Source organism: Kushneria phosphatilytica (assembly GCF_008247605.1).
GTDB lineage: Bacteria > Pseudomonadota > Gammaproteobacteria > Pseudomonadales > Halomonadaceae > Kushneria > Kushneria phosphatilytica.
In genome coordinates this window covers 2,063,306-2,083,295 of sequence record NZ_CP043420.1, presented here as the reverse complement: position 1 = coordinate 2,083,295, position 19,990 = coordinate 2,063,306, and the positions used below count along the sequence as shown (strand labels likewise).

Sequence of the window (19,990 nt, the reverse complement as noted above, 5' to 3'; positions counted from 1 at the left end):
GCAACCACAGGGAAGTGATTCATGACCGACAGGGCATCCTCGATGTCGCGAGGCTGGTTGGCCATCACGCTGGCCTTTCTGGTCACCATGATCGGCACCACGCTGCCAACGCCACTCTATCCGATCTATCAACAACGCTACGAGTTCTCCGAGGTGATGATCACGGTGATCTTTGCCACCTATGCGTTGGGTGTCATGGGGGCACTGCTCATTACCGGGCGCTGGTCCGATCGCCTGGGGCGACGACCGATGCTGCTGGCAGGGCTGGGCGTAGCACTGCTCAGCAGCTTCTGTTTTCTGATGGCCCAGGGATTGGGTCTGCTGCTGCTCGGCCGGCTGCTGTCGGGTATTTCGGCTGGCATCTTTACCGGGACTGCAACGGTGGCCGTGATAGAAGCTGTACCCGAGCGCTGGCAGCGTCACGCTACACTGATTGCCACTGCGGCCAACATGGGCGGTCTCGGTATGGGGCCATTGTTGGCCGGGGTAGCGGGGGAGTATCTGCCCTGGTCATTGCGCCTGTGCTATGTGATGCATCTGAGCCTGGTCGTGCTCGCCATGGTCGCCGTTCAGCGGGCGCCGGAGACAGTGACTCAACCGGCTCGAATCAGTCTGCGACCGCAGCGCCTGGCTCTGCCGGAGGAGGTGCGTGGCGTCTTCATCCCGGCTGCCATTGCCGGATTCGCCGGGTTCAATGTGCTTGGCCTGTTTACCGCCAGTGCGCCAGCCTTTATGGGTGAGGTCCTTGCGATTCACAATGGTGCTATCGTGGGTGCCGTGGTGCTGTTGCTGTTTCTCGGCTCGATTGCAGGGCAGTGGCTACAGACACATCAGCGTGATCGAGTGAGGCTGGCCACAGGGTGTACGGTGCTGGCCGTGGGCACGGCGCTGGTGGGTGGGAGCATCGCCCTGGCCTCCATGACTCTGCTTCTGCTCGGTGCACTGGTGGCCGGGGCCGGCCAGGGGGTTGTATTTCGGGCCGGGATGGGAAGCGTTACTGCTGCCAGCCCTGCCGAACAGCGCGCTGGCGTCGCCTCGACGTTGTTTATCGTATTCTATGTTGCCATCTCATTGCCGATCGTGGGCATCGGGCTGGTCACCATGATGTCGGGTATTCGCCTGGCAGCAATTCTGTTTGCCGGTCTTGTGGTTATCCTGACGCTGTGGGCACTGGCCTTGTTGAAACGGCGCCAAAGCGCCGGCCGTGCGAGCCGGGCATGAGGCACTCTTTACAGGGTACGCTTCTGCGAGCCAATGACGTTTCTCGTGCGTGATGACTACACTGGTTTCCGGTCTTTCTGCTCATCGGGTACAGCCATCGGTCGGGTGAATTTTGGGAGAATAGCGCATGCGTCATCTTGATCTTCGGGTAGTTTCCCAGGCCCTGGCATGGGCGCGGGCGGGGGAGCCCATCTGGCTGTGCACGGTACTGTCGACCTATGGCTCCTCACCCCGTGCCCCCGGTTCGATGCTGGTGGCAAAATACAGTGGCGATTATGTGGGGTCGCTCTCCGGTGGCTGCGTTGAAGAGGCCTTCATAGAGAGCCTGCAGGATGGTGCCTTTCAACAGGTCGCTTCGATTGTGCGTTACGGCGAAAGCCAGGAGGAAAGCCAGCGGTTGCAACTGCCCTGTGGCGGTATTCTGGAAGTGCTGGTTGAACGACGTGAGTCGAGCGATGAGCTGATAACGCACCTGGAGGTACTGGAGGCGACGCTACTGGGCCAGAAGCGTCTTGTGCGTCGTGTCGATCCCGACAGTGGTCGCTATCGGGTAACGCTGGATGAAAGCGCCGGTGGTCCGGCAGTCGCACGTGAAGAAGCGGGGGAGCAGGCAGTCGTTCTGATTCGTATCGGCCCGGCATTACGGATGATTCTGGCCGGTATTTCGCCAGTAGCCGGGTACTGTGCCCAGTTTGCCCGGGCACTCGGGTACGAGGTAATCGTATGCGATGCACGAGATGATGTGCGTCAGGATTTTCTCGCCAGTGGTCAGGCCGAGGGCATTGAGGTGCAGTCGGTGTTGCCCTCACTGTTCATTGCCTCCGGTGGCTGCCATGAAGCCACTGCCGTTGTGGCGCTGACTCACGACCCACGCATTGATGATCTGGCGATGATCGAGGCGGTCCGAACCCCGGCCTTTTATATCGGAGTCATGGGCTCGCAACGCACCTCACAGCGTCGTGCCGAGCGTCTGGCGCGCTCAGGTGGGCTGAGTGAGGCCGAGATTGCACGTATTCACATGCCGATTGGTCTGGACCTTGGCAGCAAGGCGCCGGCCGAGATCGCACTTTCGGTCGTAGCGGATGTCATGCGCATTTATAACGGCCGCGCCGAACCCATGGTCGATCGGACCCGATCGCAGGTCAGCGATGTTGCCTGAACATGCACAGCATGGCGTCATGGCGCTGGTATTGGCGGCCGGACGCAGCCGTCGATTCGGCAGTGACAAGCGTCGTGCACAGCTGGCTGATGGGCGGCCATTACTGGTGGCCACACTCGACTCCCTCGCCCCGGTGTTCGATGACATTCTGCTGGTGATCAGGCGCGATGAGGACTTCAATACACTTGCCCTGCCGCCGCGTGTGAGACTGGTGTACGCTGAACGCGCCGATGAAGGCATGGGGGCGAGCCTGGCCACTGGTGTGACAGCGCTGTTATCCCATGCTGCTGACAGTACTGCGCAGTCGCTGGCAGTCATGCTGGGCGATATGCCGTGGATCGCTCGGAGCACATTCGAGACACTGGTGGCGCATGCAAGCGCACACACGATCGTGCGGCCGGTTTGCGGTCATCGTTTCGGGCATCCGGTACTGTTCGGTCGCGATTTCTGGCCACGCCTTGGCGAGCAGGGGGGGGATGCCGGCGGGCGCAGCGTGATAGAGCGCTATCGTGACCGGGTAGTCGATGTGCCGGTCAATGATGCTGCCATTCATCAGGATGTCGACTATCCAACTGATCTCGAACAGACGCCGGGAAGCTGACCGGATTACCATTATTGCTGTTTCACTCTCATGAGGAGCTCATGCGCCGGGTCGCCCTGCTGGTGGATGTCCAGAATCTTTATTACACGGCGCGTCAGGCCTTTGCCTGCCACGTCAACTACCCGAAACTCTGGCAGGCCATGGTAGGGGAAGATGACGTGGCCATGGCGCGAGCCTATGCCATTGATCGTGGCGATGAACGCCAGCGCCGTTTCCAGGGCATCCTGCGCGATATTGGTTTTGAAGTGTGTCTCAAACCCTATATTCAGCGTCGTGATGGTTCCAGCAAGGGGGACTGGGATGTCGGCATTGCGCTGGATGCCGTGGAAGTAGCGCCTGATGTGGATCGCATCGTTCTGGCTTCCGGCGACGGAGACTTTGCTCTGCTGGCACAGCGTCTGCGTGAGCGTCATGGCTGCCGGGTCGAAGTGTTCGGTGTGCGGATGCTGACGGCGGAAGCGCTTATCCAGGCCGCCAATCACTTTACTGCCATCGAAGGTGATTTACTGCTGCGTCCTGCAGGCGGTGCCGGAGAACCTCATTGAGGTCATCATGACGGTCTCCCTCTCAAGGCAGCAGGCTATCCGGCTGGCGCTTGGCGCTCAGGGGTTTCGAGGCAGCAGCACGGTGCAACCAGCTGATGGCAGAGCGCTGCTGCGAACAGTGCGTCGCCTGGGGGTCGTACAGATTGATAGTGTCAATGTTCTGTGCCGGGCGCACTACATGCCGTTATTTTCTCGCCTGGGTAACTATGATCGCGATCAGCTTGATGGTTTCAATCAGGGCCCGCCGTCACGTCGCCGATTGTTTGAATACTGGGGGCATGAAGCATCGCTGATTCCCATTGAGGATTACCCGCTCTATCGTTGGCGCATGGCGCGTGCCCGAGAGGGCGGCGGTGGGCTTTGGGGCCGCCTGAAACGCTTTTCGCAGGCGCATCCGGAATTCATTGAGCAGATGCTGTCGCAGATCGAGCGAGCCGGTCCACTGGCTGCTTCGGAGCTGGCCGGGGGCGGACGCTCGAAGGGCAGCTGGTGGGGCTGGAGCGAGGGCAAGACAGCACTGGAATACCTCTTCTGGTCCGGGCGTATCCTGGTGGCCCATCGGCGTAACAACTTCGAGCGCGTCTATGATCTGCCCGAACGAGTCGTGGGACGCTCGCTGTACGAACAGACGCCCCCGCGGACTGATGACGCGCAGCGTGCTCTGGTCGAAAGGGCCGCCGGCGCGATGGGTGTTGCCACTCGCCATGATCTTCAGCGCTATTTTCGCCTCGGTGCCGGTGAAACGCGGGCGCGCATCGATGAACTGGTAGAGCAGCGCCTGCTGGAACCGGTCAGCGTCGAAGGGTGGCGGAGTGAGGCCTGGCGTCATGTTCGTGCTCGCCCAGCCTCCATGGCTGGTCAACAGGCGTTATTGGCCCCCTTCGATCCCATGATGTGGGATCGTGATCGGGCTTCGCGATTGTTCGACTTCCACTATCGCATTGAAATTTATACGCCCGCCGCTCAGCGCCGGCATGGCTACTATGTGTTGCCCTTTCTGCATGATGGGCAGCTGGTGGCGAGGCTGGATTTACGTGCTGATCGTATGAGAAGCCTGCTGGAGGTAATCGCTGCGCATCCTGAACCCGGGGTAGATATCGAAGCGATCGGTGCAGCATTGGGTATGGAGCTGGAGCGACTGGCACATTTTCTCGGTCTGAACGGCGTTTCGCTGCGGGGGCAATCGCCACTCGACATGGCTATTCGGGGAGGCAACGGTGTGCAGCCGGGTACCGGTTGAGTGGGACCGAGCACTGGTATTCCTGTTACAGTTGTATGATGTGTTGTCTTTATTAGCCCATTCGTGGTGCCCATGTCCTCTGAATCCGATCCATCCCGTACCTCGTTGAAGCTCAAGCTCCAGATCATCACCATCGTCAGTTCCACCTTTGTCAGCATGCTCTGTATCGGTATGACACTGACGGTGCTGCCTCCCTGGCTGGCCGGCAAGCAGGGCTTCAGTGCTGTGACCGTGGGCGTGGTCATCAGTGCGCAATTCGTGGCCACGCTGTTATCGCGGCCGTTTGCGGGACAGCTTGCCGATCGGCTGGGTGCCAAGCGCATTGTCATGGCTGGAATGGCGGGCTGCTCCCTGAATGGTTTGCTGGTAGTGCTGGCAGTAACGTTACAGGCTCAGCCGCTGATCAGCCTGCTGATTCTGCTGTTCAGTCGACTGATTCTGGGGGTGGCCCAGGGCATGATCGGAACCGGCTCGCTAAGCTGGGGTATCGGCCTGGTAGGCCCGGTCCACATGAGCCGTGTGATTTCCTGGAACGGTATTGCCGGTTTCGGGGCACTGGCGATTGGCGCACCTCTGGGCGCGTTGATTGTCGATCTGGGCGGTGTCGGTAGTGTGGGTATCGTGATCGCCTTATTGGCACTGACTTCGCTGGCCATGGCCTGGCGGCGGCCGGCATCGCCGGTGATTGCAGGCAAGCGTATGCCTTTCTCACGGGTCTTTGGTCGGGTTGCCCCCTTTGGCCTGGGGCTGGCACTGAGTTCGATCGGCTATGGTGTGATCGCGACCTTTATCACGCTCTATTTTGCAGCCGAGCAGTGGGATCATGCAGCCTGGGGCCTGGCGGTCTTCGGCATTTCCTTCATCATTGCCAGGCTGCTGTTTGCCGGCAGTATCGGGCGCTTTGGTGGCTATCCTGTCGCTCTGGTGTGCTTTGGTGTGGAGTCGCTGGGATTGTTGCTGCTATGGCTGGCGGATTCTGCGGTGATGGCGATGGCTGGCGCGTCCCTGACCGGACTGGGTGTCTCACTGATCTTTCCGGCTCTGGGCGTGGTAGCGGTCAACCGCATTGATGCTGCGAGTCGTAGTGCAGCACTGGGCGCCTATTCGGTCTTTCTGGATGCTGCCGTAGGTGTTACCGGGCCGCTTGCCGGTTTCATCGCCGGACATGCAGGGTATTCGGCCATTTTTCTGTGTGCAGCCCTGTCAGCCTGTTCAGGTGGCGCACTCTGTCTTCTGCTCTATCAGCAAAGTCGCCGCCTCGCGGCTACCGAACGGCAAGCGGGTCAGGACACTGACCTGAGTAGATCTTCTCCTGCCGAGCGCTGAAATCGGCGCCCATGATATACCATAGTGCTCTTGTGATAGAGGAGCAGGCCTGGCGTGATTCATTGAGCATCCTCTACAGGCATACCCTGCCAGTTTGAGAGCGGTCGGTGAAAACCGGTAGGCGCAAGGTGGCCTGATGGGCACAATGCCGCTGTTACGATCGCTTTTGAACCGCAGCGATGACCGATGATTGACGATGGAAGGGAAGTGGTCGCATTGAGTGCCAACAAGCAGCAGGATTCGTCCATTCATGGCGAACAGAAAACGAGCAGGAAAGGGTGCCTGGGCCTGATGCTGGCAGCGCTGGCATTCATTGTACTGGTTTATGGGATCATCATTGCCTATATGACGACTCATCGTACCGATGAGCAGAAGGTTAATGAGCTGCAGTCGATTCGACAGTGCCAGCAACAGACCCGCGAAACTGCCGATGATGCCGTGGCCCATCACCGTCGTAACAGCTGTCAGGAAATGATCGAGCAATTCGAGGCGAAGTATGGTCACCCGCCAGGTACGGTCAATGGCGAAGAGTAATGCCTCGTTTTGCCATGAGCGGTTTTCATGATCATGTTGATTGTGAATCGATGGTTTTCAGGATGACAGGTCTTCAGAATATGCGTCCATCCCGATAAGCCACGATGGAGTAAAACATGAGTCAATCCGAACCGTTACGTCCTCCGTTTCGGGCCGACATGGTGGGCAGTCTGCTGCGTAGTGATGCCATTAAATCGGCCCGGAAACAGTATCAGGCAGATGAGATCAGTGCCGATCAGCTGCGTCGGGTGGAGGATGAAGAGATTCGCCGTGTTGTGGCGCATCAGGAGTCGCTCGGATTAAAGGCCGTGACCGATGGTGAGTTCCGGCGTGCCTGGTGGCACTTTGATTTTCTTGAACAACTTCATGGTGTGGAAGGGTATACACCCGAGCAGGGCATTCAGTTTCAGGGGCGCCAGACGCCTTCTCGCGGCATTCGTGTAGTGGATCGGGTACGTTTCAACCCCGATCATACGATGCTGGACGATTTTCGCTTTCTGGATGGGATCACGCAGCACTCGGTCGCCAAGATGACCATTCCCAGCCCCAGCGTGCTGCATTTTCGTGTTGGCAGAAACCGGATCAGTCGCGAGGTTTATCCTGAGCTGGATGCTTTCTTTGATGATGTTGCCGAGGCCTGGCGTGAAGCCATTCATGCCTTCCACGCAGCTGGCTGCCGCTATCTGCAGCTCGATGATACAGTCTGGGCCTATCTGTGTTCGGACAGGGAGCTGGAAGCCGCACGCCAGCGAGGTGAGGAGCAACCCGAGCAACTGCAGTATCGCTATGCCGAGGTCCTCAATCGGGCGTTACGTGACCGGCCTGCGGATATGCATGTCAGCCTTCATGTCTGTCGGGGAAATTTCCGCTCGACCTGGATCAGCGAAGGGGGCTATGAGCCGGTGGCTGAAACATTGCTGGGCGGTGTTGATGTCGATGCCTTTTTCCTGGAATACGACAGTGATCGTGCCGGAGGCTTTGAACCGCTGCGCTTTCTGCCCCGGGGGCATCAGCAGGCTGTATTGGGCATGATTACGACCAAGAATGGCGAGTTGGAGGCAAAGTCGGACATCAGGCGCCGCTTTCAGGAGGCCAGCCTCCATGCGCCACTCGATCAGCTCTGCCTGAGTCCACAGTGCGGTTTTGCCTCGACTGAAGAAGGCAACCAGCTCAGTGAAGATGAGCAGTGGGCCAAGCTGGGCCTGGTGGTCGAACTGGCTGATGAGATCTGGGACTGACCCCGGATTCGAGTATCAAATCCGAGCAATGCATGCCATCGCCCTGTCGTTTATCACGACAGGGCGATCTGCTGTTGCCAGCAACAATATACCGCTTTAGAAGCGATCCACACCGGCTGCCTGCCAGCACTCCTGCCAGGGGGCGGGGATCTCATCTCCCAGTAGCTGGCCATCGCTCAGTGCCGGCCAGCTGAAGCGACTGGCTGGCTGTGAGGGCGCATATTCACTGCGATGCTGAATATGTTCGGCACTCAGATCCTCGAATCGTGAGAGCCCCATGGCGCCGGTCAGGGCGGCAAAAGAGTCGAGCGTGGCCTTGTGATACTGCCGAACACGTTCGGCCTTGGTGGGCACATGCACGGCCCGTGCCCGTTTAGGATCCTGAGTGGTCACTCCGGTGGGGCAGCGGTTGGTATGACAGCGCCGGGCCTGAATACAGCCAACTGCAAACATGAAGGCTCGGGCTGCGTTACACATATCGGCGCCCAGCGCTGTCTTGACCACCATGTCATAACCCAGGGCCACCTTGCCGCTGGCAATGAGGCGGATATGCTGGCGCAGCCCAGTCCCACGCAGGGCGTTATCGACAAAGGGCAGTGCCTCATCGATATAGGCGCCAAGGCTGTCGGAGAACTCCTGGGGCGCTGCGCCAGTACCTCCCTCTGCACCGTCAACGGTGATGAAGTCGACCAGAGTGCCGGTTTCGACCATCGCCCGGCAGATGCTCAGAAACTCGCTGCGCTTGCCTATGCAGAGCTTGATGCCAACCGGTTTGCCATCGGAAAGTTCACGAAGGCGAGTCACGAACTCGAGCATTTCGCGTGGATTGGAAAATTCCGGATGCGAGGCTGGTGAAGGACAGTCCTGCCCCGCTTCGATCTGTCGGGTTTGCGCGATTTCCTCATTGACCTTGGCGGCGGGCAACAGACCGCCGTGGCTGGGTTTGGCCCCCTGGGAGATCTTGATCTCGATCATCTTGACCTGATCGCCTTGCGCCTTGTCGCGAAAGGTATCCGGATCAAAGCGCCCCTCTTTGGTACGGCAGCCGAAATAGGCCGTGCCCAGTTCCCAGATCAGATCGCCACCATGCTTTTCATGATAGGGGCTGATGGCGCCTTCCCCGGTATCATGGGCAAAGCCGCCCATCCGAGCGCCCTGGTTCATGGCCTCAACGGCGCTGCCGGAAAGTGAGCCGAAGCTCATGGCCGATATGTTGAGTCGTGATGCATTGTAAGGGCGGCGACACTGGGGACCGCCGACAACAATACGGCGATTCTCTTCGGAGACTTCGCCGGGCTGAATGGAGTGGCCGGAAAAATTGTAGCCGGGCGCTTCAACATCACGAATGGTGCCGAAAGGGGAAGTATCGGAGCCGCCATCGGCGCGGGCATTGATGAGATTGCGCTTTTCGCGTGAAAAGGGGCGGCCGCTGGTTTCGGATTCGAAAAAGTACTGGCGCAGTTCTGGCCGCACGAACTCCAGCATGTAGCGCAGGTGCCCGATAACCGGATAGTTGTTGAGGACATTGGTCGGGCAACGCAGGTCATGCAGACCGATCAATGCCAGCGGAAGCCAGATGATCAGCAGCCAGAGGGCCGGTAGCCAGAATATGGACAGCACTGCGATCAAAGCCAGGCTGAGAGGGGTTAACAGATAGAAAAGTTGGCGGTACATGTCACCTCGTTATCATCACGATATAAATGCCGCTATGTGCATTAAGCGATCCTTCAGTTATAGCCCGAAAGGTGCGCTCTTCAAGTTTTGAGCTGGCTCGGCTGGTAGGAAAAGAACGCATTGGTGCCTCCTGGAGCACTCATGAGAGCATGACGGCAAACGGCAGAACGATAACAGAGGAAATCGGTAGACATGAGTGACAGTGATCGTTTTCGAAATGCCATGGCGCGTCTGAATCGCGAGCACGCCGACGATCCGCGTTCGACGGTCAATGAACAGGGGGAATCGGTGCCTCACGAACTGCTTTACGCCAAACGCATGAGTGCCTGGCTTGAGCGGGTTCACCCTGAGGCACCGGATTATTTGCGTCTGGCGGTTTGTGCCCAGCATCTGCGCCGCTGGGAGATTCCGCGTGATCGCTACCCCATGGATCGGCCCGGTTACCATGCCTGGCGAACCGAGCTCAAACAGCGTCAGGCCGACCTGGCACAGGAAATAGTGCTGGAATGTGGTTATGACCGTGAGACCGCTGAACGAGTAGCGGCATTGGTCCGCAAGGAGGATTTGCGGCACGACGTTGACACCCGTGCGCTGGAAGATACGGCTTGTCTTGTCTTCCTTCAGTACGAATTCGATGCGTTTGCAGCGAAGCACGAGGATGAAAGGGTCGTTACCATACTCAGACGGACCTGGCGCAAGATGTCCGAGCGAGGTCATCAGCTGGCCGGCGAAATTCATCTGACCGGGCGATCACGGGCGCTGGTTGAACGGGCTCTGGCGGCCGAGACGCGCTGAAACGCTCCAATAACACGTGAATGCTCGAATATGAGCTGGCAGTACTGCCAGCTCCGGAGGCACTATACCCCTTTCTTCACCATCCCTGCCTTTTGTGAGCACGGTTCGTCGCCTTTTCTGTCAGGCACTGAGCTGGCACGAGTATGAGCTGAAAAGCTTCTACTCTCACTACTGGTAATTTTTTCTGGCTAAAAGATTAATACTTTTCCTGTTTTTTTAATATCGGGAGTCATTCTTTTTTCAGCTGGTTTTGGTATCAGATTCGATTGAAAGTTTGTGTTCGGTAATGATTAATAATCAAATATGCCTGCTGTGAAATAAAATAACATGCTGCGGGGTGTATCAGCACAGAATTAACGCTGCAATTATATATTATATTGGCTGTTCAACTTTTCCCGAATCGAAATGGATATTGCTTATGTCCAGTAGTGTCACGCGTGCGAGTAGCGGTCGTTTCGAGTGGATGGACGCGCTCCGCGGGATTGCGATTTTCATGGTGGTTTATCTGCACAGTGCAGATTCAATGTCTATCAAATTTCCCGAGTTATCATCAGCTTTCCTGCAGTTCAACGCCATCATGACGCCATTCAGAATGCCGGCGCTGATGTTTCTATCAGGTCTGCTGGTTTTCAGTTCCATGGGGAAGGGAAGCCGCCGTTACTTTCGTGGCAAGGCAGTTAATATTCTTTATCCCTATATCATATGGTCACTGATCGGTTACGTTTTATATATCTTGAGAGCTCATTATCTGGGAAAGGAGCCTGTTGACTTCTGGTCCTCATTCTTTCTCCACCCCATGATGCATCTCTGGTTCATTTATTACATAATGATCTATTATGTAATTGCCTTTTTCCTTCTTAAAACAAATCGTCTTTTATGTTTTGCTCTGGTCATGAGCAGCTATACGGCGATGTACTATTTCGGTTTTGAGAAATTCGGTTATTACATGGTGTTTTTCATGGTCGGAGGGCTGCTTGGTATCAGGCTGCAAGCGTTCAGGCAGTTCATCGAGCGTGCCGGCTGGAGTCTGTTGCTACCAGTAGGGGTCATGGGCGTATGGGTATGGCTGGTTCACGAAGGCGTGATCGATAATGTCTACGGCTATGATCTGTTGCAGATGTCCATGGCCTTCATCGTGATCACGCTATTGCTCAAGGTGACCATGCTCGCTGCGGTGGCGCCTTTGCTGAGGCCTTTCCAATGGTTCGGCCGTAACTCGCTGGCCATTTTCCTCGTGCATTTCCCCTTTACCTGGGTGGCGCCTGTTCTCATGACCCGCTTTATCGACAGCGATCCCGATCTGGTGTTTCCCTTCTACTTTGCCGTGGTGCTTGGCATCAGCGCACTGCTGGCCTGGCTCAATAATCGCAGTCGGGTGGTATCGCTTTTGTTTACTGCCAATGCGCTTATGCCATCCGGGGCCACTACACGCTCTTCAGCGAAGGCTACCGGACAGGCCATCTCTGAAAGATCATGACAGCAAACAGGCCCGGGGCGTTGACGAAAGTCGACGCGCCCGGGACTGGTTTCAGCGCCAAATCCGCCTTTCCGGCTGCTTGCTGAATTGACAGGCAGGATGAAGCTCAGAACATGGCATCAGCTGGCACGACGCACCGCCTCGAGATCGCGTCGGCTGTACAGCGAAAGCTGATGATCCAGGTCGAACCAGCTGCCCCATTGATGATCGAAGTCAATCGGTTGGAAACGCTCAAAACCACTACCGGGCGTGAAAGTCATCTCGCCGAAATAAATTTTTTCATCAATGAGATAAAGATCCACACGGACATAGGCAAACCCCTCTGCCAGCTGCCAGGCGGCCTCGATCAGAGCCGACAGGCGAGTCGGGCGCTCAGGTTCTGCTCCTGATGAGGTATTGGGAAATTTGACTGCCAATGGCAGGCGTTCCCAGTCAGCAGTGAAGTAGTCGCGTGTGTGTTCTCCAAACCGGTTGCTATCGACCTGAATAACAGTATGCCGCTGCCCATTACGCTGGAAACAGTGCACCTTGTAGTCCGCGGGCACCTGACCATTGGCATCGAGCATCAGCTGTTCAAATACCAGGCGAGGCCTGATGCGACGATACTGGCGTTCACGGGAGCCATAATAGAAATTGCGACATAACCATCGATCGCTTTCACGACGCAGGGTTTGGAAATGGCACTCATCGCGATCAAAGACCAGGCGGTTCATGGCACTGCCATGTGTTGCCTTCATCACGAAGCGATAGGGCAGGTCAGCATATAGTTCGCGAGTGAGTCGGTCCCCCGAGGCCAGCAGGGGAATCAGGGCCTCTTCGCCGAGTCGATCATGGACAAAGTCCCGTACGGCCAGTTTGTCGGCCAACTCCCGATAGAGTGGTCGATCTGCCTCTAGCTTGAAGCGGTTGATCTTTTCACTGAAGGAGCGCGGGTGGTCAAGATGGGGCACATGCGCAAAGCGTTTGTGAAACTGGCGAAGGGTTTCCCTTCTATCGGAACGCTTCAGACCTCTGAAGCGTTCGGTGCAATAACGATAACTGCGATGGAGTGCGAGCATCTGCGACATGCCTTGCCTGAACAGGTCAGGCGGAGCATGCCGAGAATAGCTTAGTAGAGACTTAGCGCTCTACTAATCGCTACAAATGCGTGATGGATGTTGCAAAAAAAGCGGCTCAGAAACGCATCTCGAACACTTCGGGATTATCCGAGGGTTTACCAAGACTGACCTGTGCCTGCTTGCGGCTCAGATTCATGATGATGGTAAACAGGGTTTCCATGCGTTCTCCCTCAGGCTGAGCGGGGTCTTCATGGCGATTGATGGCTGAAGGGGCCCCTTGCTCATCACTGAGATGGGCACGCAGTGTTTCGAAGGAAGGTTCACTGTCGGCGATGAGTTCGCGCAGTCGGGTCAGTCGGGAAATGGAGTCTTCCCGCGGGAAGTCTTCCAGCCCCGGGGGGAGGTGCCGGGCGATCAGGTGGTTGGTATGGCACAGGCGACCATGCCGGGGCGTCATGGCACTATCACCCATTGGTGATACTTCGACACCGGCTGCATTGCCCAGACCATCGGCGATCAGAAAGTGCGCCGGAGAGGCCACACCGACTTCATCGATCATATCCAGCGCGTGCTCGACGCCGTCGCTCTCCAGAACCCGACGGAGCATGACGTGGACCGGCAGTTTGGGTCGGCAGATGGCTGTGCGCAAGGCATTGAGGCAAACCCCCACGCCATTGTCATTGAAGCCGATCTTGCCGATGATGCCGGCTTCAGTAATCATCTGAATCGCGGGCTTGTCCGGAGCTCGCACGGTCATGCGCACAAGCGCATCGCGTTGCTCGGCTTTCCAGTCCCAGTTCTGCGCCAGCCACTGTTCACCGGTTTCCGAGTGGCGCTGTGACAAGGACGAGCAGCCATCGCTTTGCGAGGCTTCGCCGGACTCGGCGGTGGTGTGCGTCAGCGCGATTTCACTGCGGGCATTGAGTACCAGCACATCCAGTGGATCAATGCCGGCACCATGGGCGATACCAGCCATTTCTTCGAGCAGTTCGGGACAGACATGTTCGATGGCAGCCTTGAAGCGTTCCGCTTCATGGCGAGCATCGCCCCATTCGAGGCCGGCCAGCTCGCGGAAGAGACGCTCATAGGTCGCCAGACTGCGCTCGATCTCCGTGGCCGCCTGTTGACCGTGCGCTTCGCCGATCTCATGGTGCGTCCCCTGGATATCGATGTGCTTGACCATGCCGCTCTCCTCGATGATTGGTGCTCATGCGTATTGTTCACAGCATGGCGGGCGTTTGCGCTGGCGTCGAGTCCCTTGCCGCAATCGGCAGATTTTGCCGCTCACCTGATAACAGTGATCTAATGCGTCGATGAGCGAACATCTCGATATCGCCACCCTGCCACTGATCGGTCGTCGTCTGATCGAAGCCAGTGCCGGTACCGGCAAGACCTTCACCCTGGCGGCACTTTATGTACGACTGATCCTCGGACATGGCGGTTCGGACTGTGCCTTTCCCCGGCCGTTGATGCCGCCCGAGATCCTGGTCGTCACCTTTACCGAGGCCGCAACGGAAGAGCTGCGTGAACGCATTCGACTGAGGTTGCGTCAGGCGCGCGATGCCTTGCTGGGACGTGAAACCGTTGATGTCGTGCTGGAACGGTTGCTGGCGGAGGTCGAGCCCGAACACCGCTTGATTCAGGCCAGTCGACTGGATGGAGCGGCACGTGTCATGGACGATGCCGCCATCTTTACCATTCATGGCTTTTGTCAGCGCATGCTCAAGCGCCATGCCTTTGACAGCGGCACGCTGTTTGCTGCCGAGTTGACCAATGAAACCGAGCGCTTGTTTGAAACCCTGGTTGAAGATTACTGGCGTTGTCACTTCTACCCGCTCGAGCCCGAACAGCAGGGGATGTTGCTTGATTACTGGGAATCCCCGGCGGCACTGGCCCGGTCACTACAGGCACTGTTGCATGGCGGTCGACCCCAGCCGCTGATCTGGAACGAACAATCGATCGAAGCACCGGGAACACTGGCCGAGGCGCTACTACCGCTGACTCGAGCCCATCAGAGGCTTGATGAGCAGGCCGAGCGGGTACGCCAGTTATGGTATTCCTCGGGTGAAGAGATCACGACACTGCTACGTGATGCTATTGAGCAGGGCCGGCTGGCTGCCAATCGTTTCAAGGGGGATGAGCTGGCCGAGCGTCTTGATCGACTGGCGCAGTGGTGTGCACGTGGTGAGTCACTGCTGGAGTCTGGCTTGCTGGTGTCCGGCCAGCCCTGGTGTGGGCAGCAACGATTGAAGGCTGCTACGAAAAAGAGGGCTGATACACCCGAACACGCGTTCTTTTCAGCGCTTGATGCGCTGGCCGAGGCTCGGCAGGCGCTGCCGGAGGTACAGCCGTACATTCTGGCGCATGCCCGGGATACGGTCTCTGCCGCTTTGGAGCAGGAGAAGCGTCGGCGGGGACTCTGGGATTTCGATGATCTGCTCAACGGGCTTGATGTGGCACTATCGGGACCTGCAGGCGAGCGTCTGGCAGGCCGAATTCGCCGTGAATTGCCGGTAGCCATGATCGATGAGTTTCAGGACACGGACCCGGTACAGTACCGTATCTTCTCCTCGATCTATCCTGCGGTGCCAGTCGATGACATGGCCACGACCCTTCTGATGATCGGTGATCCCAAGCAGGCCATTTATGGCTTTCGTGGGGCTGATATCCATACCTACCTTGCCGCGCGTCGTGATGTTACGGCGCACTATACGCTGGCCACCAATTTCCGCTCGACCGAGGCGATGGTGAGTGCTGTCAATCGCTTCTTCGGTCAGTGTTCGGCGCCATTTCTGCTGGATGAAATTCCGTTCGAGCCGGTGGCAGCACAGGGGCGGCAACAACGATTGGTGGGAGAGTATGGTGAAGAGCCGGCCTTGAGCTGTTGGTTGATGTCGGGAGAGGTATCTGTCGGACGGGAGACCTATGCCCGTTGCATGGCAGAGGCGACCCGAGCCGATATTCAGCGTCTGTTGACAGGTGGGCTCGATGGAACGACAGGGTTTTGTGACGACAGGGGCCATTTTGAACCACTGCGGCCCTCGGATCTGGCGGTATTGGTACGCACCGGACGCGAGGCAGAACTGGTGCGCGAAGCGCTGGCACGGGGTGGGATCCGAAGCGTCTATCTCAGTCAGAAGTCCTCGGTGTTTCAGTCGCCGGAAGCTTTCCACCTGTTGCAGCTGCTCGAGGCGGTTGCCCAGCCCGATAACGACCGCAGGCTAAGAGCCGCGCTGGCTACCCGGCTGCTGTCCGATTCGCTGGATACCGTGGCCGAGCTCGAGGTTGATGAGCTGGCCTGGGAGACAATGGTCGAGCGTTTTGGCGAGTACCATCGGCTCTGGCAGCGTGATGGCGTATTACCGATGCTGCGCGCGGTGATGCGTCACTTTGATATCGGCAAGCGGCTGATTATTCGCGATGAGGGGGAGCGCGCTCTGACTGATCTGCTGCATCTCGGGGAGCTGGCCCAGGCGGCGAGTGTGCATCTTGATGGCGAGCAGGCACTGCTGCGTTGGCTCCATCAGGCCCTGTCGGGTCGTTTTGAAGCCGGGCTCGATCCGGAGTCGTTGATCCAGCGGCTGGAGAGCGATGAAACGCTGGTCAGAGTGATCACCATTCACAAGTCCAAGGGGCTTGAGTATGCCGTGGTCTATCTGCCGTTTGCCTGTGACTACCGGGAGATCGATGGTCGGGCCACACATTTTCGCCTGCATGATGACGAACGAGGCAGGGCAACTGTCATGGCGCCGACCACGGCGCAGCGACAACAGGCTGATCGGGAGCGTCTGGCCGAAGATCTGCGGTTGCTGTATGTCGCCATGACGCGCGCGCGCTACGCCTGTCGACTGGGTATTGCGCCGCTGTACAAGGGGGCTCGCAAAAAGGAGGCCCCCGAGGGAGCAACCACCCTCCTGCGCTCGGCGTTCGGCAGCCTGATGAATGGCCATACGGATAAATCGCTGGAAGCAGGTCACTTGCGCGCACTACTGGAGAAGCTGAGTGATGGTGACGTCATAACACTGTCACCTCCGCCACAGCCGGCGTCCGAGTCGCTGCCTGGTTCGGTGGAAAATCGCGAAATCACCCCGGCGCGCCGGTTTACCGGGCGAATCGACCGCAACTGGTGGATTGCTTCCTATACCGCATTGATGAGCGGCGCCCATCTGCAGGAAGGGGATGAGGAAACAGAGTCTTTCGGTGCCATGGACGAGCAGCCCGGCATTGATCTGGAGGTGCTGGCCGAGCGCAATCCGGTACCGCTGCCATCTGCCCGGCGTCTGATCGATTTCCCGCGTGGGCCGCGTGCCGGTACTTTTTTGCATGGCCTGTTCGAACAGATCGATTTCGGGCAACTGGCTACCCTGGATGACCCGAACAGTACTCATCGCCGCGCGCTGGCCGGGTTGATCACGGCACGTTTGGCAAGACGTGGCTTTGAGCCGCACTGGAGAGATATTCTGCTTTCATGGATAGCGCAGGTCCTGCCTGCGCCGCTGCATCCGGCGATCCCCGGCCTGTCTCTGGCGTATCCTGGTCACTGGCGTATTGAGCTGGAATTCTGGCTGCCTGCGCGACATGCTGACAGCCAACGCCTTGATGCCCTGGTGCGCCAGCATGAGTATCTGCCGGTGCCTCGACCGATACTGCCAGAGCGTGAGCTGACCGGCATGCTCAAGGGCTATATTGATCTGCTGTTCGAATACAACGGCCGTTACTACCTGCTGGACTGGAAATCCAACCATCTCGGCGATTTACCCGAGCATTACGATGAATCCGCCATGCTGGGCGCCATCGGGGCACATCGTTATGATCTGCAATATGTGCTGTATACCCTGGCACTGCATCGCCTGCTGCGTACCCGACTGGCGGAATACGACTACGATGACCACTGCGGTGGGGTCTTCTATGCGTTTGTGAGAGGTATGGATGGAGCAGGTGATGGGCGCGGTGTTCTTTATCGACGACCTGCCCGTGAACTGATAGAGACACTTGATCGCTGGCTGGAGGGTGACGTATCAGGTCGTGAGGCAGGGGGGATTGATACCTTCTACACAGAGCGAGAGCCATGAAGCACCGCATCTCCCCGGGTCAGCTCTCTTTTGATTCTCTGCTCGAGGAAGAAGGGGCGCCGCCAGACATAACCACTGAAGTGACGGGATCGCTGGCGATTGATGAGCTACTCGATCAATGGGTAGAGATGCAGTGGTTGCGTCCGCTGGATGCCCATCTCGCGCGCTTTCTATCCGAGCACGAGCCAACCATGTCCCCGCTGGTGCGATTGTCGATTGCTCTGGTCAGTCATCAGCTCGGGCGCGGTCATGTCTGCCTTGATCTCGAACAGGCGCTGACGGATGCCGATGCCGTATTGTCGTTGCCGCCACAGGAGCGGAGTGTGAGAGCGGCCGATGGCATGGGTGTTATCGAGACGCCGGCTCATGTCCTGGCGCGTCTGGGTGTCAGCAGTGTGGGTCTCTGGACAGAGCAGTTGGCTGCCTCGCCACTGATCGGAGATGGCCGGGCGAGTACGCCGCTGGTGCTGGAGCAGCAGCGGCTGTATCTGTATCGCTTCTGGCGCTGTGAGTGCGATGTTGCATTGCAGCTCGGACGCCGTATGAACATCTCCGACTCGTTGGATATTGCGCTGCTCGGACCGCGACTGGCAGAGCTTTTCCAGCGCAATGCAGACCATGTGACGCCCGATTGGCAGCAACTGGCCTGTGCACTGGCGTTGTATCAGCGTTTGACCGTGATTTCCGGCGGTCCCGGCACCGGCAAGACCACTACCGTAACTCGATTGCTGGCATTGTTGCAGGAAAATGCGCTGGCCAGTGAAGGCCAGCCGCTTGCCATTCGACTGGTGGCACCGACCGGCAAGGCTGCCGCGCGCCTGACCGAATCCATTGGTCGGGCTCTGGAGCGCCTGACACTGGCGCCTGAAATACGCCGTTCACTGCCGGCAGAGGCCACCACACTGCATCGCCTGCTGGGGGCGCGTTCCGACAGCCGACATTTTCGTCATGATCGGCAGCATCCCCTGAGCCTGGATCTGTTGGTGGTGGATGAGGCTTCGATGGTTGATCTCGAGCTGATGGCGGCGCTGCTGGCAGCGCTGCCGGACCAGGCAAGGCTGATCCTGCTGGGTGACAAGGATCAGCTGGCATCGGTCGAGGCTGGCGCAGTACTCGGGGATCTCTGCCAGGGGGCGGAACGCGTCGGTTATAGCGATGAACTGATGACCTATCTACAGACAATGACCGGTACCTGTCTTGAGCGGGAACAGCCTGCGGCGTCTGCGACCGACCCCATGCGCGATCACGTCGTAGTACTACGGCAGAGTTATCGTTTCGAGGCGGGAAGTGGTATCGGGCGTCTGGCCGAATGTATCAATGCCGGCGATACCGCCGGCGTGCGGCGGCTCTGGTCGGCAGGTTACGAAGACATTGCGTGGCAGCGTCTCTCCGGTCCCGGGGACCGGCAACTGATCGGCCTGATCATGGAGGGTTATCGCAATTACCTTGAATTGATGCAGCAAGGCGGTGATCCACTCGAGATTCTGGATGCCCTGGGTCGCTTCCAGGTGCTTTGTGCACTGCGACGTGGCCCATGGGGCACCGAGGGGCTCAATGAGCGGATTGCCGAGGCAATGGAGCGTGAAGGGTTGATTGCGGCCACCTCGGGTTGGTACGCCGGGCGACCGGTCATGATTACACGCAATGATCCGCAGCTTGCTTTGTACAATGGTGATATCGGTATTACTCTGCCGGACTCTCGGGCCGAGGGGCGACTGCGGGTGTTTTTCGAAGTGGCCGATGATCAGAAGGGGCGTCGTGCACGGGCAGTATTGCCCGGGCGACTGGATAGCGTCGAAACGGCCTGGGCCATGACCGTGCACAAGTCACAGGGCTCCGAATTCGAGCGGATCCTGTTCGTACTCCCCGATCGCCCCAACCCCATTCTGACACGGGAGCTGGTGTATACCGCTGTAACACGCGCCCGCTCTCATTGTCAGTTGGTCAGCGCCTTCGATGAGGCGCTGGTGCATGCCACGGCACGGCGGGTACATCGAGCCTCCCACATTCGCGAGCGCTTGCAGGCAGCAGCCGGACTGTCGTCATGACA

15 protein-coding genes are annotated in these 19,990 nt (G+C 58.2%); 12 read left to right on the top strand and 3 right to left on the bottom strand.

Annotation, left to right across the window (positions count from 1 at the left end; all coding sequences use genetic code 11):
* The first annotated feature begins 21 nt into the window (after positions 1-21).
* The 8 genes from FY550_RS09615 to FY550_RS09580 all read left to right on the top strand — a co-directional run bounded on the left by FY550_RS09615 (position 22) and on the right by FY550_RS09580 (position 7,864).
* The gene (locus FY550_RS09615; protein ID WP_070977714.1) at positions 22-1,221 is read left to right on the top strand and encodes an MFS transporter; all 1,200 of its coding nucleotides are present in this window, start codon (positions 22-24) and stop codon (positions 1,219-1,221) included.
* 127 nt (positions 1,222-1,348) lie between these two features.
* Positions 1,349-2,380, top strand: coding sequence for an XdhC family protein (locus FY550_RS09610; protein ID WP_070977713.1), 1,032 nt, complete (start codon positions 1,349-1,351; stop codon positions 2,378-2,380).
* Positions 2,370-2,981: a nucleotidyltransferase family protein gene (locus FY550_RS09605; RefSeq protein ID WP_070977712.1), complete on the top strand. Its 612-nt coding sequence runs from the start codon at positions 2,370-2,372 to the stop codon at positions 2,979-2,981. The genes FY550_RS09610 and FY550_RS09605 overlap by 11 nt, the downstream gene beginning before the upstream one ends.
* 41 nt (positions 2,982-3,022) lie before the next feature.
* Positions 3,023-3,526: a LabA-like NYN domain-containing protein gene (locus FY550_RS09600; RefSeq protein WP_070977711.1), complete on the top strand. Its 504-nt coding sequence runs from the start codon at positions 3,023-3,025 to the stop codon at positions 3,524-3,526.
* A gap of 7 nt (positions 3,527-3,533) precedes the next feature.
* A complete protein-coding gene (locus tag FY550_RS09595) occupies positions 3,534-4,766 on the top strand; it encodes a winged helix-turn-helix domain-containing protein (RefSeq protein ID WP_070977710.1) in 1,233 nt (410 codons plus the stop codon).
* A 72-nt stretch (positions 4,767-4,838) separates the two neighbouring features.
* Positions 4,839-6,092, top strand: coding sequence for an MFS transporter (locus FY550_RS09590; RefSeq protein WP_070977709.1), 1,254 nt, complete (start codon positions 4,839-4,841; stop codon positions 6,090-6,092).
* Between the two features lie 186 nt (positions 6,093-6,278).
* Entirely contained in the window at positions 6,279-6,626 is a 348-nt protein-coding gene (locus FY550_RS09585) for a hypothetical protein (protein ID WP_139148666.1), read from the top strand.
* 116 nt (positions 6,627-6,742) lie between these two features.
* Positions 6,743-7,864 (top strand): cobalamin-independent methionine synthase II family protein, encoded by a 1,122-nt coding sequence (locus FY550_RS09580; protein ID WP_070977707.1) that lies wholly within the window; start codon positions 6,743-6,745, stop codon positions 7,862-7,864.
* A 96-nt stretch (positions 7,865-7,960) separates the two neighbouring features.
* Here FY550_RS09580 and FY550_RS09575 read toward each other — a convergent pair whose 3' ends face one another.
* On the bottom strand, positions 7,961-9,538 hold the full coding sequence (locus FY550_RS09575) for an FMN-binding glutamate synthase family protein (protein WP_149054499.1): 1,578 nt from the start codon (positions 9,536-9,538) through the stop codon (positions 7,961-7,963).
* Between the two features lie 192 nt (positions 9,539-9,730).
* Between FY550_RS09575 and FY550_RS09570 the strand changes: the two genes are divergently transcribed.
* Together FY550_RS09570 and FY550_RS09565 are read left to right on the top strand one after the other, a co-directional pair.
* The gene (locus FY550_RS09570) at positions 9,731-10,333 is read left to right on the top strand and encodes a DUF4202 domain-containing protein (RefSeq protein WP_070977706.1); all 603 of its coding nucleotides are present in this window, start codon (positions 9,731-9,733) and stop codon (positions 10,331-10,333) included.
* Between the two features lie 418 nt (positions 10,334-10,751).
* The gene (locus tag FY550_RS09565; protein ID WP_070977705.1) at positions 10,752-11,810 is read left to right on the top strand and encodes an acyltransferase family protein; all 1,059 of its coding nucleotides are present in this window, start codon (positions 10,752-10,754) and stop codon (positions 11,808-11,810) included.
* Between the two features lie 119 nt (positions 11,811-11,929).
* Here FY550_RS09565 and FY550_RS09560 read toward each other — a convergent pair whose 3' ends face one another.
* Positions 11,930-12,877, bottom strand: a complete 948-nt coding sequence (locus tag FY550_RS09560; protein WP_070977704.1) for an ATP-grasp fold amidoligase family protein — start codon at positions 12,875-12,877, stop codon at positions 11,930-11,932.
* Positions 12,878-12,983: 106 nt separating this feature from the next.
* Entirely contained in the window at positions 12,984-14,051 is a 1,068-nt protein-coding gene (locus FY550_RS09555; RefSeq protein ID WP_070977703.1) for a C45 family autoproteolytic acyltransferase/hydolase, read from the bottom strand.
* Positions 14,052-14,181: 130 nt separating this feature from the next.
* Here FY550_RS09555 and recB point away from each other — a divergent pair, with 130 nt between their 5' ends.
* Together recB and recD are read left to right on the top strand one after the other, a co-directional pair.
* Positions 14,182-17,940 (top strand): exodeoxyribonuclease V subunit beta, encoded by a 3,759-nt coding sequence (gene recB / locus FY550_RS09550; protein ID WP_070977702.1) that lies wholly within the window; start codon positions 14,182-14,184, stop codon positions 17,938-17,940.
* Positions 17,937-19,988, top strand: a complete 2,052-nt coding sequence (gene recD, locus FY550_RS09545; protein ID WP_139148664.1) for an exodeoxyribonuclease V subunit alpha — start codon at positions 17,937-17,939, stop codon at positions 19,986-19,988. The genes recB and recD overlap by 4 nt, the downstream gene beginning before the upstream one ends.
* Positions 19,989-19,990 lie beyond the last annotated feature (2 nt).